Here is a 16,027-nt window from a genome sequence, read left to right as displayed (position 1 = left end):
GCGCACTCCTGCGTACGAGTGAGACCCCGGTCCCGCGGTTCGCCCACGGGCCGATCTTGGACGCGGCACAATGGCCGCGACCGCGGTACCGGCGAGGAGAGGAAGAGACGTGAGCGAGGCTCCCACCCCGGCGGAGGGATCGGCACGCCTGAACACCGGTGTGGCGCACAACGCACGGGTCTGGAACTACTGGATCGGCGGCAAGGACAACTACGAGGTCGACCACCAGGTCGGCGACCACGTCGCCTCGATGTTCCCGCTGGTCCGGGACATCGCGCGGGCGGACCGCGAGTTCCTCGGCCGGGCGGTGTCGTTCCTGGCCGGTGAGCGCGGGGTGCGGCAGTTCCTGGACATCGGCACGGGGCTACCGACCGCGGACAACACCCACGAGATCGCGCAGCGCATCGCGTCCGAGTCGCGGATCGTGTACGTCGACAACGACCCCATCGTGCTGATACACGCGCGGACCCTGCTGACCGGCACCTCCGACGGCGTCACCGACTACATCGACGCCGACGTGCGCGACCCGGACACCATCCTCGACCGGGCCGCACGCACCCTGGACCTCACGCGTCCCGTCGCGGTGATGATGCTCGGCATCCTCAACTTCGTGCTGGACACCGACGAGGCGCGGGAGATCGCGCGCCGGGTCATGGCCGCCGTCCCCTCGGGCAGTTATCTGGTCATGACGCATCCCACGCACGACGCGGAACTGGGCGGCGAGGGCCAGATCCCGGCCATGAAGTTCTGGAACGAGAACGCCACCCCGCCGGTCACCGCGCGCAGCGGCGCCGAGATCGCCTCGTTCCTCGACGGGCTGGAGATGCTCGAACCGGGCCTGGTCTCGTGCTCGGCCTGGCGCGCCGAACTGCAGGCCCCCGTCGTGGTACCGCAGTACGGAGCGGTGGCCGTGAAACCCTGACTCCGGTGGCGACCCGCCCGTCGCGCCCGTCGAGGAGGACGTATGACGACCCTTGCCGACCCGGTCCCCGGTGGCCGCCCCGGTGAGACGGAGCGGGCCCACGCGCTGAGCGGCGAGCTCGCCTCGCGGGGTGTGCACGGGATCGTCCTGTCGTACGTCGACACGGCGGGCATCGGCCGCGTCAAGGGCATCCCGACGGCGCGGCTCCCGGACGCCTCTGCCTGGGGCGTGGGGATGTCACCGGTGTTCGACACCTTCCTCGCGAACGACTCGATCGTCAGCACCGACGTGCTCGGCTCGCCGGACGGCGATCTGCGGCTCTACCCCGACCTGGACCAGCTGACCGTGCTCGCCGCGCAGCCCGGCTGGGCCTGGGCGCCGGTGGACCGGATCACCCAGGACGGCGAGCCGCACCCGGCCTGCGCCCGCACGTTCCTGCGCCGGGTCGTCGACCGCGCGGCCCGGGAGCACGGCGTCACCTTCCGGGCGGCGGTGGAGGTCGAGTGGGCGGTCGGACTCGGGTCGGCGCCCGGCGGCGAGTTCGTCCCGGCGGTGTCGGGACCGGCGTACGGCGCCACCCGGCAGGTGGAGCTGAGCGACTTGACCGCCGATCTGCTGGCCGCGTGCGCGGCGCAGGGGATGGACGTGGAGCAGGTCCACCCCGAGTACGCGGCCGGGCAGTTCGAGGTCTCGGTGCGGGCGCTGGACCCGGTGGCCGCGGCCGACCGGAGCGTGCTGCTGCGGCAGACCATCCGCGCGGTGGCGGCCCGGCACGGTCTGCGCGCCTGCTTCGCGCCGGCCGTGTCCGGCGAGGGCGTCGGCAACGGCGGCCATCTGCACCTGTCCGCCTGGCGCGACGGCGTCAACCTGCACTCCGGCGGCACCGGCCGGCACGGCATGACGGCCGGTGCCGAGTCCTTCGCGGCCGGGATCCTCGGTCATCTTCCGGGCCTGCTGGCGCTGACCGCCCCGAGCCCGGCGAGCTATCTGCGGCTCAGGCCGGCCCAGTGGGCCGGCGTGTTCACGGCATGGGGCCTGGAGACCCGGGAGACCGCGCTGCGCCTCGTCACGGGCACCGCGGGCCTGCGCGACCAGGCCGCCAACCTGGAGGTGAAGCCCGTGGACCTGGCCGCCAACCCCTATCTGGCCCTCGGCTGTGTCGTCGCCGCCGGACTGGACGGCATGGCGACGGGGGCCACGCTGCCGGAGCGGACCACCGGCGACCCGGCGCGGCTCGACGCGCGGGAGGCGGCGGAGCGGGGGGTGCGCCGGCTGCCGCAGTCGCTGGAGGAGGCCGTCGCCGCGTTCCGCCGGGACGACGCCGTGCGGGCCGCCCTGGGACCGGTGCTGGCCGACGCGGTGATCGCCGTGCGGCTCGGGGAGGTCGCCGCGGTGGCCGGACTGGACGACGCGCGGGTGGCTGCGGCCTACCGCTGGGTGTACTGACGTGGGCGCCGCCGGGCCGGTCGCCGAGGCGCTGGACGCGCTGCCGCTCGTGGACCACCACTGCCACGGCGTCGTCACCGCCGGGCTGGACCTGCCGGGCTTCGCGTCGCTGCTCACCGAGGGTGCGGCCTGGCCGGGCGTCTCGCCCTTCGACACCCCAGCGGGCGTCGCCGTCCGCCGCCACTGCGCGCCCGTGCTGGACCTGCCGCGGCACGCCCCGGCCGAGGACTACGTGGCCCGCCGGGCGGCCCTCGGCGCGGACGAGGTGAACCGGCGGTTCCTGTCCGCCGCCGGGACCGGCGTCTTCTGCGTCGACACCGGGTACACCCCGGAGCACCTGACCACACCGGAACAGCTGGCCCGGCTCGCCGGAACCGGAGCCCGCGCGCACGAGGTCGTGCGGCTGGAGACGGTCGCCGAGGCGGTACTGGCGGCCGGGGTCGAACCGGACGCGTACGCGCGGACGGTCGAGACGGCGGCGTGGGAGGCGGTGCGCCGGCCCGGTGTGCTGGCGGTGACTCCGTGGCCGCCTACCGCACGGGCTTCGACCTGGACCCGTCCCGCCCCACCGAGGCCGAGATCACCGAGGCCGTCCGGCGCCGCATGCCGCACGGCGGCCGGCTGGACGACCCGGTGCTCGTACGGCACCTGCTGTGGACGGCCGTCGGCCTCGGGCTCCCCCTCCAACTCCACACCGGCTTCGGGGACAACGACGTCCGGCTGCACCGCTGCGACCCCACCCACCTGACCGACTGGCTGCACCTGACGTCCGGCACGATCCCGGTCATGCTCCTGCACTGCTGGCCCTACCAGCGCCAGGCCGCCTATCTCTCCGCCGTGTTCGAGCAGGTGTACCTCGACGTCGGCCTCACCCTGCACCACGTGGGTCCGGGACGGGCCGGCGCGGTACTGGCCGAAGCGACGGAGATCACGCCGTTCCCCAAACTGCTGTACAGCTCCGACGCCTACGGTGTGGCGGAGTTCCACCTGCTGGGCGCCCTGGCCTTCCGGCGGGGGCTGGCCGAGCTGCTCCAGGAGCGGGTGGACGCGGACGAGCTGAGCCTGCCCGACGCGCTGCGCCTCGTGCGGTGGGCGGGACGGGACAACGCCCACCGGGTCTACCGGTTTTCCGACGACACCTGAAAGTATGATCAAGCAATGTCTGACATGACCGAGACCACGCCCGGTTGGCTGTCCTCCGACGAGCTGGAGATGGCACGCGCCCGCATGCCGATCCTGTACGTCGAGGCGGTGCCGGTGCGCGTCGACGACAGCGGTGAAGTCACCAGCATCGGCCTGCTGCTGCGCATCGGACCGGACGGGACGGTCAGTCGCACCCTTGTCTCCGGCCGGGTCCTGCACCACGAGCGGGTCCGGGACGCCCTGTTGCGGCACCTGGAGAAGGACCTCGGCCCGGTGGCGCTGCCCCGGATCCCGGCCTCCCTCCAGCCCTTCACAGTGGCCGAGTACTTCCCGACCCAGGGCATCACGCCGTACCACGACCCGCGCCAGCACGCGGTGTCCCTCGCCTACGTGGTGCCGGTCACCGGCGACTGCAGGCCCCGCCAGGACGCGCTGGACCTGGAGTGGTTCGAACCCCACGAGGCGGCCTCGCTGGCACTCCAGAGCGAGATGCCGGGCGGGCACGGGGTGCTGCTCAAGCAGGCACTGGCGCATGTGGGTCTGACGTTCTGACCGCCCCGAGGGCGCCGGTTCGCGGCCGGCGCCCTCGCGTCGGTCAGGCGACCAGCACGGACGGCCGGTCGGCCGCCGCCAGCAGGTCGACGAGCGTGGCCCGGGCCCGGTTCACCCGGGAGCGGACGGTGCCGACCGGACAGCCGCTGAGCACCGCCGCCTCCGCGTAGGGCAGGCCCAGCAACTGGGTGAGCACGAACGCCTCCCGCCGTTCCTCGGGCAGCGCGGCCAATAGGTCGAGCAGCGCGATGCCGTCGTCGAAGCCGGGCAGGTCGCGCGGCTGGGCCAGTTCCACGGCCAGCCGCCAGTCCGGTACGTCGCACAGGCGGGGCCGGGCCGCGGCGTAGCGGTAGCTGTCGATCACGGCGCGCCGGGCGATCGACAGCAGCCAGGCCCGCGCCGAGGAGCGCCCCTCGAACCGGTGCAGGCTGCCGAGCGCCCGCAGGAAGGTGTCCTGGGCCAGGTCGTCCACGGCCTGGGGGTCGCCGCACAGATGGGCGACGTAGCGCAGGACGTCGCGGTGCAGGGCGCGCACGAAGCGGTCGACCGCCGCCGGGTCGCCGGTGCGGGCGGCCAGCGCCCATGCCGTTATCGAGTCGTCGGCGGATCCGGCGTGGGGCGCGGTGGGTTCGTCGTCGGTGGTGCCGTGGTCCTCGGTTCTCTCGGGTACGTCGGGCAGGGCAGGAGTGATCACCTGGTGTCCTTGTCGGCCGTCCAGGACCCGCACGGCGGCGCGTGGGCGCGCGTGCGGTGCGGATCCGGGGAGTGGGGAGCCGGCCGTACGGCGTCTCGCGTGGCCACGGGGGCCCGCGCGGGCGTACGGCCGTGGCCCGAGGCGCACAGGGGCTGCCTCGGGCAAGGGCCGGTCGCGAAAGGGGCGTCGCCGTCCGAAGGACGGCAGCGTGGCGTCCGGGCGTCGCGCGGCGGACACCACGTTCGCGACAGGTCCTGGCGGCTGTCGTCAGACAGCGCTCCCCAGGGGTGGCCCCCGAGAGGTGATCGCGTGGACGAGCAGGAGCCGGCGCGGTGACCGCGCCGACCTGCGGCGCCCCGGGCGGGGGCGCGGGGGGTGCGGCGGGGCGGGCACGGCCAAGGGCAGCCGCAGCGGTGCCGCCAGCCATCCGGCCACGGCGCGCAGGAGGCGGAACGCGACCCGCTCGCCGTACGCGAGCCACAGGCCGCACAGCAGTGCCGCCAGCAGGTGGGCGGCGAGCATGCCGAACGAGGACGAGCCGTCCATGACGTGGCCGACCGGCCCGCCCTGGGTCACGTCCATGGCGTCCATGCCGTGGGTGTGCGAGGAGCCCATGGGCATCCCGGCCATGTGCCCGGCGTCCATGGGCATCGCCGTCATGTCGTGCCCCGCGCCGCCCGCCCGCGTCTGCGGCCCGGTTCCGGCGGCCGTCGACTGGGCGAGGGAGAACGCGGAGTGCAGTGCCGTCTGGACGGTGACGACGACGGTCACGATCAGCGGCAGCCCGCGCTCCCGGCCCGCCAGCCCCAGGCCCACGGCACCGGCCGCGGCGGCGCCGGCGGCCAGTGCCCACCAGGGCACCTGACTGCCGGACATCAGCGCGTGCCCCAGGGCGGCGAGCAGCACGCAGACGGCCGCGAACACCGCGGCCCGAACCGTGCGGGAACACCACCCAACAGTCATGACGGCGTTCATCCTTGCATCCGGCGCGCGGTCGTCAACGGTGGGTACGGAATCGGGTGGTGTCGGTGACTCAATCCGAGACGCGTGAGACAGACCACACACATATGCCGGAACCGTCCCGTCGTCCGGACCGGCCACCGGCCGGGACGACGTACTGCCTGGCCCGCCTCTCCCTCTGGCATCCTCGAAACGTGCCCCTTCCCGGTCCCGCCGTCGTGCCCGAGCCGATATCCCCCGATCCGCCCGGTTCCACGCCACGCCCGCTGCTCACCCAGTCGTGGCTGGATCTGGCCTTCCTGCACTGGGCCGCCGACCCGGCGGACGTGGCACCGCTGCTGCCGGCCGGCTGCGTCCCGGACACCCTGGACGGGGTGACGTACGTCGGTCTCGTGGCGTTCCGGATGCACCGGGTCGGCTGGCTGCGGCTGCCCGGCGTGCCGTATCTCGGGAGCTTCCCGGAGACCAACGTCCGGCTCTACACGGTCGACGGCGAGGGCCGCCGCGGTGTGGTCTTCCGCTCGCTGGACGCCTCCCGTCTGCTGCCGGTGGCGATCGGCCGGTCCGTGTTCCGGCTCCCCTATATGTGGTCGAGGATGACCGTGTCCCGGGACGGCGACGTCCTGACGTACACCGGTTCGCGGCGGCTGCCCGGCCCCCGCGGCGCCTCCAGCCGGATCACCCTGCGCGTCGGCGAACCCGTGGCCGAGCCCACCGGGTCCGAGCACTTCGTGACCGCCCGCTGGGGCATGCCCACCACACTCCTCGGACGCCCCGTGCACCTCCCGAACACCCACCCGCGCTGGCCCCTGCACCGCGCCGAACTGCTGAAGTGCGAGGAGGACCTGGTCGCCGCGGCGGGCCTCGCGGCGCCGGTGGGCGAACCGGCGAGCGTCCTGTACTCACCTGGGGTGCCGGTGCGCTTCGGCCGCCCCGCCCGCCGACAGGCCTGACGGCCGCCTACGTGCCGCCCGGCACCACCACCACCGCCGAGGTCTCGACCCTGCCGCTGTGCTCGAAGTACAGCGTGAACGGCACGACGTCGCCCACGTGCCAGCCCGGGCCCGCCCGCAGGGTCACGTCCACGCCGAGCGGTGTCATCGACAGGTCGCCGCCCGCGGGCACGGAGGCGGAGCCGACGGCGGCGCGGTAGGCGGCCCCGCCCTCGGTCATACGGTGCCGACTGAGCGTGGGCTGCCGGCCGTCCTCGTCGGAGGCCACCGCGACCAGGCGGTCCTCCGCTCCCCCGGAGTTGGTGATGTCGAAGAACGCCGCCGTGTCCTCGGTGTCGCCGAACGGCAGGAAGACCCGGCCGGGCGTCACCTCGATCCGGGGCGGGCTGCCCGCCCCGCCGGTGTCGACCCAGGCGGTCAGCGCGCCGAGGGCGACCACGCAGGCCGCCACCGGGGCGAGCGCGGTGAGCAGGGTGTCGGCGGCAGGCGGTCGGCTCATCGCGCGGGCCTCCGTCCCCGCCCCGGCTGCCAGGTGCGCAGCCGCAGGCTGTTCCCGACGACCAGCAGCGAGCTGACGGACATCGCCGCCGCGGCGAGCATCGGGGTGAGCAGGCCGACCATGGCCAGCGGCAGCGTCACCGCGTTGTAGCCGAAGGCCCAGACCAGGTTGGCGCGGATCGTGCCCAGGGTGCGCCGGGCCAGCCGCACCGCGTCCGCGAGGGCCTCGATGTCCCCGCGCACCAGGGTCACGTCGGCCGCCCCGATGGCCACGTCCGTGCCGCCCCCCATCGCGATGCCGAGGTCGGCGCCGGCCAGCGCGGCGGCGTCGTTGACCCCGTCGCCGACCACCGCCACCCGGCGTCCCTCCGCCCGCAGCCTGCGCACCAGGTCGGTCTTGCCCTCCGGGGTGCGGCGGGCGTGCACCTCGCCGATGCCGAGGGCCGCCGCGACGGCGCGTGCGGGCGCTTCGGCGTCGCCACTGGCGAGCACGGGTTCGATGCCGAGGCGGCGCAGGCGTTCCACCGCGCGGTAGCTGCCCGGCCGTACGACGTCCCCGATCTCCAGGACCGCCGTGGGCGTCCCGTCCACCCGGACGAGGACCGGCGTCCGCGCGGCCGCGTGGGCCGCCTGCCGCGCCTCGGCCAGCTCCGATGGCAACTCGCCCTCGCAGACGCCGACTTCGACGAGCCGGCCCTCGACCCGGCCCCGCACCCCGCGGCCGGCCTCGGCGAAGAAGTCCCGTACGTCGGCCGCCGGCCGGCCCGCGCACGCGACGATCGCCCGCCCCAGCGGATGTTCGGACCCCTGTTCCACGGCGCCGGCCAGCCGCAGCACGGCGTCCCGGCCCGGTCCGCCGGACGGCGTGGTGACCCGGGCGACGGTCATGTGCCCGGTGGTGAGCGTGCCGGTCTTGTCCAGGACGACGGTGTCGATGTGCCGCAGCCCTTCCAGCGCCCGCGGACCGGTGACCAGCACCCCGAGCTGGGCACCGCGCCCGGTGGCGGCCATCAGGGCGGTGGGGGTGGCGAGGCCCAGCGCGCACGGGCAGGCGACGACCAGGACGGCGACGGACGCGGTGATCGCGGCCTGCGGATCGGCCTCGGCGCCCAGCCAGAACCCGAGCACGGTCACGGCGAGCGTCAGCACCACCGGCACGAACACCCCGGCCACGGTGTCGGCGAGCCGTTGCGCCTTCGCCTTGCCCGCCTGGGCCTCCGTCACCATCGCGGTGATGCGGGCTAGTTGGGTGTCCGCCCCGACGGCGCCGGCCCGGACGAGCAGCAGCCCGCCGGCGTTGACCGCGCCGCCGACCACCGCGGTGCCGGGGCCGACCTCGACGGGTTCGCTCTCCCCGGTGACCAGGGCGAGGTCCACGGCGGAACTGCCCTCGACGACCTCGCCGTCGGTGGCGATCCGCTCTCCGGGACGCACGACGAAGATCTGCCCGACCGTCAGCCGCTCCACGGCGACGAGCCGTTCGCCGCCGCCCTCCTCCCGCACGGACACCTCCTTGGCGGCCAGGCGCGCCAGCGAGCGCAGCGCGGCGCCGGTGCCGCGCCTCGCGCGCGCCTCCAGCACTCGGCCCGCGAGCACGAACAGCGGTACGGCGACGGCCGCTTCGAGGTAGAGGTGCGCGACGCCGTCGGAGGCGGACGGCACCAGACTGAACGGCATCCGCATGCCGGGCGTGCCGGCCCCGCCGAGGAAGAGCGCGTACGCCGACCACGCGAACGAGGCCAGTACGCCGAGCGAGACCAGGGTGTCCATGGTCGACGCCGCGTGCCGCAGCCCCCGCGCGGCCCGTACGTGGAACGGCCACGCTCCCCAGACGACGACCGGCGCCGTCAGGACGAAGCAGAGCCACTGCCAGTTGCGGAACTGCAGGGCCGGCACCATCGACAGCACCAGCACGGGCACCGCCAGCAGCGCCGTCACCGTCAGCCGGCCGAGCTCGGAGTCGTCCCCGGCGTCCGGTTCCCCGGCCCGCGACGACGTGGGCAGGGCGGCGGTGTAGCCGGCCCGCTCGACCGTGGCGACGAGTTCCTCGGGGCGGACGGCCGTCGGGTGGGTCACCCGGGCCCGGCCGGTGGCCAGGTTGACGGTGGCGGTGACGCCGTCGAGGCGGCCCAGCCGTTTCTCGACCCGTCTCACGCAGGCCGCGCAGGTCATTCCGCCCACGGTGAGGTCGGTCGTCGTCAGGGCCGGCGCCGGCCTGGTCGTCACGGGGTGTGGCCTTCGGTGTGGTCGCCGTGCGTGCCGGTGCGGGGGTCCGTCCCGGTGGCGCCGCCGTCCGGGCGGTGCATGCCGGGGGCGACCGGGCCGACGGCCGATCCGACGGCGTAGGCCACCACGAACACGAGGGCGAGAAGCAGCAGGAAACCGCCGAGGGCGGGCGGGGGCAGCAGGTCCTTGAGCGCCCTCGGGGCGCGGCGGGCGGGTGTTCGGGGGTCGTGCATCACCGGTCTCCAGATCACGTCGCACGGCGTCACTCGGTTCGCGCCGTGCCGGAACAGGAGTCGGGGACGGGACCCGTGGAGTTCCACACCACCGGTGTGGGGTAGGTCACACTGTGCGATCACACGGTTACGGTAGGGCGCGCAACGAGCATCGCTTCTTCCCCTTTTGAGGTGTTTCACCATGGTCCTGAGTATCCGCAACCAACTGCCCGGCACCGTCACCGCCATCACCCCCGGCGAGGTGATGGCCACCGTCGGAGTGCGCCTCGACGGCGGTCAGGACCTCACCGCGGCGATCACCGTGGACGCGGTGCGGGACCTGGCACTGACCGAGGGGGCCGCCGTGCGCGCCCTCGTCAAGTCCACCGAGGTCTCCCTCGCCACGGGCCCGGTGGACGGGCTGTCCATCCGCAACCGGCTGCGCGGCACGGTGGTGTCGGTCGGTACGGGGGGCGCGATGGCCTCCGTCAAGGTGGCGGTGGAGGGCGCCGAACTGACCTCCGCGATCACCAAGGACGCGGTCGAGGACCTCGGCCTCGCGCCGGGCTCTCCCGTGGTCGCCCTGATCAAGGCGACGGAGGTGTCCCTGGCGGCGGGGTGACGCCCGGCGCGTCGCCGTACTCGTCGGGGAGGCGCATCGCCGGCCCGCCGACCTGCAGGCCGAGGGGCACCGCGCGGCCCTTCGGCTCCTCCCAGGCCTCCTGGCGGCCGAGCGCGGTCAGATCCAGGTAGTTGTCGCCGTTGTGGAACTCCTCGAGGCCCCGGCCGAAGGTGGAGTAGGTGTGGAAGATCTCGTCGCCGACCCGCAGGAAGGCGCTGATGCCGGGGTAGTCGCCGCGCCAGCCCACCTCCCACGGCTGGCCGGCCTCGGCGAGCTCGGCCTCCGTGCGGTAGTCGAGCAGCACCGGGGCCACCCGGTCGTCGAGCGTGACGTGGAAGTCGTAGTTGAAGTCGCTGCCGGCGGCGGAGTACCAGGGGAACGTCCAGCCCATCCGGTCCCGGAACGCCGCGATCCGCTCGTACGGCACCCGGGACACCGCCGCCAGGGAGGTGCCGCGCACATGCAGCTGGCGCAGCCGGGCGGGGATCTGGTCGGCGGCGGAGGAACAGCTGGGGCAGCCGTGCTCGCGGGGCCGCTCGCTGCCGTCGGCGCCGGTGTCGTACTCCCACATGAAGTGGTGCACGACCAGCTGGGGCCGCCCCTCGAACAGGTCCGCGAGCCCGACCGTGCCGTCCGGGCCCTCGAAGGTGTACCGCTTGTCGACGCGGACCATCGGCAGCCTGCGCCGCCGGGCGTTGACCCGGTCACGGGCGCGCGTCAGCTCCTTCTCCGTGGCCAGCAGCTCCTTGCGCGCCCGCAGCCACTCCTCGCGGGACACCACCTCGGGCAGCTCGGTCATGGTCATCACCTCTCGGCGGTGGGGACGACGGCGTCGGTCACCATGCTTCTCCCCCACGGCCCCGCCCACCACCGCGCCCGGCCGGCGCGGCCGGGGCGCCGGCTGACACGGCCCTTGATTTAACCCCTCGTTTTCTTGAACCGTTCGTGTTTGGCGCGATAGGTTCGCCCCCATGACCGCCTCCCGGAATCCGACCACCGCCGAGGAGCTGCGCGGTGCCGGCCTGCGGGTGACGGCAGCCCGCGTCGCTCTGCTCGAGACCGTCCGGGCCGGTGACCACCTGGGCGTCGAGGCGATCGCCTCCGGGGTCCGCGAGCGTGTGGGCCACATATCCCTGCAAGCGGTGTACGAGGCCCTGCACGCGCTGACCGCGGCACGTCTCGTCCGCCGTATCGAACCGGCGGGCAGCCCGGCCCGCTACGAGGGCCGTGTCGGCGACAACCACCACCACCTCGTGTGCCGGTCCTGCGGCACGGTCACCGACGTCGAGTGCGCGACCGGCCAGGCCCCCTGCCTGACCGCGTCAAACGACCACGGCTTCTCGATCGACGAGGCCGAGGTCATCTACTGGGGCCTGTGCCCCGCCTGTTCCACCCGTACTTCCTGAGCACCGTGATCCACGTCCCGAAGAAGGATGCCCATGGCTGAGAACCCGGATGCAATCGTCACCGAACCCAAGACGGAGGGCACTGGGGGCTGCCCGGTCGCGCACGGGCGCGCCGCGCACCCCACGCAGGGGGGTGGCAACCGCCAGTGGTGGCCGGAGCGCCTCAACCTGAAGATCCTCGCGAAGAACCCCGCCGTGTCCAACCCGCTCGGTGAGGACTTCGACTACGCGCAGGCGTTCCAGTCCCTGGACCTGGCGGCCGTCAAACGGGACCTCGCCGAGGTGCTCACGACCTCGCAGGACTGGTGGCCCGCCGACTTCGGCCACTACGGTCCGCTGATCATCCGGATGGCGTGGCACAGCGCGGGCACCTACCGCATCAGCGACGGCCGCGGCGGTGCCGGCGCCGGTCAGCAGCGCTTCGCGCCGCTGAACAGCTGGCCGGACAACGCCAACCTGGACAAGGCCCGCCGTCTGCTGTGGCCGGTGAAGAAGAAGTACGGCCAGAGCATCTCCTGGGCCGACCTGATGATCCTCGCCGGCAACGTGGCCCTGGAGACGATGGGCTTCACGACCTTCGGCTTCGCCGGCGGCCGCGCGGACGTCTGGGAGCCGGAGGAGGACGTCTACTGGGGCCCCGAGACCACCTGGCTCGACGACCAGCGCTACAGCGGTGACCGCGAGCTGGAGAACCCCCTCGGCGCGGTCCAGATGGGCCTCATCTACGTCAACCCCGAGGGCCCCAACGGCAACCCCGACCCGGTGGCCGCGGCCCGCGACATCCGTGAGACGTTCCGCCGGATGGCGATGAACGACGAGGAGACCGTCGCCCTCATCGCCGGTGGCCACACCTTCGGCAAGACCCACGGCGCCGGCCCCGCGGACCACGTCGGCAACGACCCCGAGGCCGCCTCCATGGAGGAGCAGGGCCTCGGCTGGAAGAACACCTACGGCACGGGCAAGGGCGGTGACACCATCACCTCCGGCCTGGAGGTCACCTGGACCGCCACGCCCATCCAGTGGAGCAACGGCTTCTTCAAGAACCTCTTCGAGTTCGAGTACGAGCTGACGGAGTCCCCGGCCGGCGCCAAGCAGTGGGTCGCCAAGAACGCCGAGGCGATCATCCCGGACGCGCACGACCCGTCGAAGAAGCACCTGCCGACGATGCTCACCACCGACCTGTCGCTGCGCTTCGACCCGATCTACGAGCCCATCTCCCGCCGCTTCTACGAGAACCCGGCGGAGTTCGCGGACGCCTTCGCGCGCGCCTGGTACAAGCTGACCCACCGCGACATGGGCCCGAAGTCGCACTACCTCGGCTCCGAGGTGCCCGCCGAGACCCTGCTGTGGCAGGACCCGCTGCCCGAGGCCCAGGGCGCGGTCGTCGGCGCCGAGGAGATCGCGGCCCTCAAGGCCAAGCTCCTCGACTCCGGTCTGACCGTCGCGCAGCTGGTCGGCACGGCGTGGGCCTCGGCCTCGACGTTCCGCGGCAGCGACAAGCGCGGCGGCGCCAACGGCGCCCGGATCCGCCTGGAGCCGCAGCGCGGCTGGGAGGCCAACGACCCCGACCAGCTCGCCACGGTCCTGCGCACCCTGGAGAACGTCCAGCAGGAGTTCAACGCGGGCTCCGCGAAGAAGGTCTCCCTGGCCGACCTGATCGTCCTCGGCGGCTGCGTGGGCGTGGAGAAGGCCGCCAAGGCCGCGGGCCACGACATCGAGGTGCCCTTCACCCCGGGTCGTGTCGACGCGACGGACGAGCACACGGACGTCGAGTCGTTCGCCGCGCTGGAGCCGACCTCGGACGGCTTCCGCAACTACCTCGGCAAGGGCAACCGCCTGCCGGCCGAGTACCTGCTGCTGGACCGGGCGAACCTGCTGACGCTGAGCGCGCCCGAGATGACGGCGCTCGTGGGCGGTCTGCGCGTGCTGGGCGCCAACTCGCAGCAGTCCAAGCACGGCGTCCTCACCGAGACCCCGGGCGCCCTGACGAACGACTTCTTCGTCAACCTGCTCGACCTGGGTGTGACGTGGAGGTCCACGTCCGAGGACCAGACCACGTTCGAGGGCGTCGACGCCGCCTCGGGCGAGGTCAAGTGGACCGGCACCCGCGCCGACCTCGTCTTCGGCTCCAACTCCGAGCTGCGTGCGGTCGCCGAGGTCTACGCGAGCGACGACGCGAAGGCGAAGTTCGTGACGGACTTCGTCGCCGCGTGGGACAAGGTCATGAACCTGGACCGGTTCGACCTGGTCTGATCCGACCCGGGTCGGCCATGAGGCCGTCCGGTCCGGCACTTCGGTGCCGGGCCGGACGGCCTCGGCCGTTCCCGCACACACGAGAAAAGGCCGCCTCCTCAGCTCTCTGAGAAGACGGCCTCCGACCTGCGGTGAAGCTGGTCGGGACGACAGGATTTGAACCTGCGACCCCTTGACCCCCAGTCAAGTGCGCTACCAAGCTGCGCCACGTCCCGGTGCGGTCTGACCTGGGGTTTCCCCCGGGCGAACGCGCAGGGCAACAATACCGCACTCGGGTCGGTGGTCGCGCACCGGTTTCAGGCCCGCCGCGGCGCGGGCCTGGCCGCCGGTGCCCGGGTGCGGCGGGTGTCGACACGCTCCAGATCGCGTATCGCGGGCACCGCGAGCAGGGCGAAGACGACGACGAAGCTCATCGCGCCGGCGACGAGCAGCACCAGGTCCGCGCCGAGGGCCGCCGCGGCGGGCCCCGCGAGGGCCTGGCCGACGGGCAGCATCGCGAGCGAGCCGGCCACGTCGTAGGCGTGGATGCGGTTGAGGACGGCGGGCTGGACCTGGGTCTGCACGCTGGTCGCCCACATGACGCCCCAGAACGACATCCCGGCCCCGGCGACGGCCGCGCCGGCCGCCATCGCCGGCACGTCGAGTCCGAGCCCGACGGTCGCCGGGAAACCCGCGAAGCCGAACAGGGCGACGGCCCCGGCCCGCAGCATCCGGCGCGGGCGCAGCCGCAGGGCGAGGAGGCCGCCGACGACGGTGCCGGCGCCCAGGGCGGAGTTGACCAGGCCGTAGGCGCCCGGCCCGTGTTCCCGGACCACCTCCGTCGCCACCAGCGGCACGGTCGGGCCGAAGACCGCGATCATGTACAGGCACCAGACGGCGATGACGCCCCACAGCCAGGTCCGCGCCCTGAACTCCCGCCAGCCCTCCACGAGATCGGCCCTGAAGGCACTCGCCCCGCGCCCCGCGGCCCGGATGCCCGGCACCGGCGGGGGCAGCCGCAGCAACAGCAGACACAGGGCGCTGACCGCGTACGTGGCGGCGTGCGCGGCGAAGACCCCGCCCGCCGACGCGAGGCCGACCAGCACGCCCGCCACGGCGGGACCGGCGAGCTGGGCCGAGGACTCGGCGATGCGGATGGCGCCGTTGGCGCCCTGGATGTCGGACGCGAGCCGGGGCACCATGCTCGCGACGCCGGGCTGGAAGACGGCGCTCGCGATGCCGTTGACGACGCCGATCGCGCAGATCTCCCAGAGCACGACGCGGTCCGCGAGGAAGAGGGCGGCGGTGAGGGCCTGCGTGCCCAGCCGCACCACGTCGGCCCAGATCATCAGCTTGCGGGTGCTGAACCGGTCGGCGACGACCCCGCCGAAGACGACCAGCGCGGCGAACGCCCCCGCGGTCGAGGCCATGGCCAGGCCGACCGCGCCGGCGCCGTACCCGTGCTGGAGCAGGCCCGCGGCGAGCGCCACCGGGAGCATGGTGTCGCCGAGCCGGGCCACGGCACGGGCGACGAAGAACAGCGCGAAGTCCCGCGACCAGACGGGCGGCACCACCGCACCGCCAGAGCCCTCGCCCTCGTGCGCACGACCCCCCGCACGGCCCACGCCGTCCTCGCCCGGACCGTCCTTCTCCCCCGCGTCGGCAACGTTGTCCGGCGTTCCGCCCATCCCCCGCGCTCCCCTCCCACGTCCCACGCCACCCCGGCCCCCCGCGGATCATGCCACCCCGCACCGACGGCCCGGAGGCAGTTTCACCCCCCGGACGGCAGCCCCAGTTCCGGGTGGGCCTCCAGCAGCCGGGGCGGCGCGGCCTGCCGCCAGGAGTCGGCGAGGATGTCCCGCAGCTCGTCCTCGTCCTCCAGCGCGGACAGCCGCGCCCGCACCCAGGCGAACTGCGCCTCGTGGTCGGCGATCCAGAACTTCCCCGGCTCGGCGAGGACCAGTTCGTCGCGCTCCTCCTTGGGGCAGCGCACGGCGAGGGAGGTCTCCTCCTCCGGGAGCGTGGCGAACATCTTGCCCGCCACCCGGAACGTGGGCATGCTCCAGGCGATCCTCTCCGTCGTGTCCGGAAGGGACAGGGCGATACGGCGTACGTCTTCGGCGTCCGGCATGAGACGCAAGGTAGCGCCTGCCACCGACAG

The 16,027-nt window shown here is 73.7% G+C and carries 15 protein-coding genes, 1 tRNA gene and 1 pseudogene; 8 read left to right on the top strand and 9 right to left on the bottom strand.

Going from position 1 to position 16,027, the window contains the following annotated elements; genetic code table 11:
* Window positions 1-109 precede the first annotated feature (109 nt).
* The 4 genes and pseudogenes from ACIP2X_RS02450 (at window position 110) to ACIP2X_RS02435 (ending at window position 4,063) form a co-directional block, all read left to right on the top strand.
* Window positions 110-922, top strand: a complete 813-nt coding sequence (locus ACIP2X_RS02450; RefSeq protein WP_401666436.1) for an SAM-dependent methyltransferase — start codon at window positions 110-112, stop codon at window positions 920-922.
* A 42-nt stretch (window positions 923-964) separates the two neighbouring features.
* The gene (locus ACIP2X_RS02445; protein WP_401666434.1) at window positions 965-2,368 is read left to right on the top strand and encodes a glutamine synthetase family protein; all 1,404 of its coding nucleotides are present in this window, start codon (window positions 965-967) and stop codon (window positions 2,366-2,368) included.
* A 1-nt stretch (window position 2,369) separates the two neighbouring features.
* Window positions 2,370-3,511, top strand: a pseudogene (locus ACIP2X_RS02440) (amidohydrolase family protein).
* Between the two features lie 24 nt (window positions 3,512-3,535).
* Entirely contained in the window at window positions 3,536-4,063 is a 528-nt protein-coding gene (locus tag ACIP2X_RS02435) for an NUDIX hydrolase family protein (protein ID WP_401668803.1), read from the top strand.
* 43 nt (window positions 4,064-4,106) lie between these two features.
* On the opposite strand, the gene ACIP2X_RS02430 is transcribed toward ACIP2X_RS02435, so the two are convergent.
* Both ACIP2X_RS02430 and ACIP2X_RS02425 read right to left on the bottom strand, forming a co-directional pair.
* Window positions 4,107-4,757: a sigma-70 family RNA polymerase sigma factor gene (locus ACIP2X_RS02430; protein WP_401666432.1), complete on the bottom strand. Its 651-nt coding sequence runs from the start codon at window positions 4,755-4,757 to the stop codon at window positions 4,107-4,109.
* Window positions 4,758-5,024: 267 nt separating this feature from the next.
* Window positions 5,025-5,720, bottom strand: coding sequence for a hypothetical protein (locus ACIP2X_RS02425; protein ID WP_401666429.1), 696 nt, complete (start codon window positions 5,718-5,720; stop codon window positions 5,025-5,027).
* 191 nt (window positions 5,721-5,911) lie between these two features.
* On the opposite strand from ACIP2X_RS02425, the gene ACIP2X_RS02420 reads away from it, so the two are divergent.
* A complete protein-coding gene (locus tag ACIP2X_RS02420) occupies window positions 5,912-6,670 on the top strand; it encodes a YqjF family protein (RefSeq protein ID WP_401666426.1) in 759 nt (252 codons plus the stop codon).
* A gap of 7 nt (window positions 6,671-6,677) precedes the next feature.
* Here ACIP2X_RS02420 and ACIP2X_RS02415 read toward each other — a convergent pair whose 3' ends face one another.
* Genes ACIP2X_RS02415 through ACIP2X_RS02405 form a run of 3 tightly spaced genes read right to left on the bottom strand, consistent with a single transcriptional unit; the run spans window position 6,678 to window position 9,627 of the window.
* Window positions 6,678-7,169 carry a copper chaperone PCu(A)C gene (locus tag ACIP2X_RS02415; RefSeq protein WP_401666424.1) on the bottom strand — a complete coding sequence of 164 codons (492 nt, stop codon included), beginning with the start codon at window positions 7,167-7,169 and terminating at the stop codon, window positions 6,678-6,680.
* Window positions 7,166-9,394 carry a heavy metal translocating P-type ATPase gene (locus tag ACIP2X_RS02410; protein WP_401666421.1) on the bottom strand — a complete coding sequence of 743 codons (2,229 nt, stop codon included), beginning with the start codon at window positions 9,392-9,394 and terminating at the stop codon, window positions 7,166-7,168. Before ACIP2X_RS02410 ends, ACIP2X_RS02415 begins: the two co-directional genes overlap by 4 nt.
* The gene (locus ACIP2X_RS02405; RefSeq protein ID WP_401666418.1) at window positions 9,391-9,627 is read right to left on the bottom strand and encodes a hypothetical protein; all 237 of its coding nucleotides are present in this window, start codon (window positions 9,625-9,627) and stop codon (window positions 9,391-9,393) included. The genes ACIP2X_RS02410 and ACIP2X_RS02405 overlap by 4 nt, the downstream gene beginning before the upstream one ends.
* A gap of 181 nt (window positions 9,628-9,808) precedes the next feature.
* Between ACIP2X_RS02405 and ACIP2X_RS02400 the strand changes: the two genes are divergently transcribed.
* Window positions 9,809-10,228: a molybdopterin-binding protein gene (locus tag ACIP2X_RS02400; protein ID WP_401666415.1), complete on the top strand. Its 420-nt coding sequence runs from the start codon at window positions 9,809-9,811 to the stop codon at window positions 10,226-10,228.
* Here ACIP2X_RS02400 and ACIP2X_RS02395 read toward each other — a convergent pair.
* Window positions 10,194-11,027 (bottom strand): DUF899 domain-containing protein, encoded by an 834-nt coding sequence (locus tag ACIP2X_RS02395; RefSeq protein ID WP_401666412.1) that lies wholly within the window; start codon window positions 11,025-11,027, stop codon window positions 10,194-10,196. The two genes, ACIP2X_RS02400 and ACIP2X_RS02395, sit on opposite strands and share 35 nt — an antisense overlap.
* A 172-nt stretch (window positions 11,028-11,199) precedes the next feature.
* Here ACIP2X_RS02395 and ACIP2X_RS02390 point away from each other — a divergent pair, with 172 nt between their 5' ends.
* The gene (locus ACIP2X_RS02390) at window positions 11,200-11,634 is read left to right on the top strand and encodes a Fur family transcriptional regulator (protein ID WP_401666410.1); all 435 of its coding nucleotides are present in this window, start codon (window positions 11,200-11,202) and stop codon (window positions 11,632-11,634) included.
* Between the two features lie 33 nt (window positions 11,635-11,667).
* Complete coding sequence (gene katG / locus ACIP2X_RS02385; protein WP_401666407.1) at window positions 11,668-13,887, top strand: catalase/peroxidase HPI; 2,220 nt, start codon at window positions 11,668-11,670, stop codon at window positions 13,885-13,887.
* A 138-nt stretch (window positions 13,888-14,025) separates the two neighbouring features.
* Here katG and ACIP2X_RS02380 read toward each other — a convergent pair.
* The 3 genes from ACIP2X_RS02380 to ACIP2X_RS02370 form a co-directional block, all read right to left on the bottom strand.
* Window positions 14,026-14,102 (bottom strand) — tRNA-Pro (locus ACIP2X_RS02380).
* An 81-nt stretch (window positions 14,103-14,183) separates the two neighbouring features.
* Window positions 14,184-15,554, bottom strand: coding sequence for an MFS transporter (locus ACIP2X_RS02375; RefSeq protein ID WP_401666405.1), 1,371 nt, complete (start codon window positions 15,552-15,554; stop codon window positions 14,184-14,186).
* Between the two features lie 83 nt (window positions 15,555-15,637).
* The gene (locus ACIP2X_RS02370) at window positions 15,638-15,997 is read right to left on the bottom strand and encodes an MmcQ/YjbR family DNA-binding protein (RefSeq protein ID WP_401666403.1); all 360 of its coding nucleotides are present in this window, start codon (window positions 15,995-15,997) and stop codon (window positions 15,638-15,640) included.
* Window positions 15,998-16,027 lie beyond the last annotated feature (30 nt).

This window comes from Streptomyces sp. NPDC089424, assembly GCF_044749345.1.
GTDB lineage: Bacteria > Actinomycetota > Actinomycetes > Streptomycetales > Streptomycetaceae > Streptomyces.
Note: the sequence above shows the minus strand (reverse complement) of the source record. Positions and strands in the feature narration are given on the sequence as shown.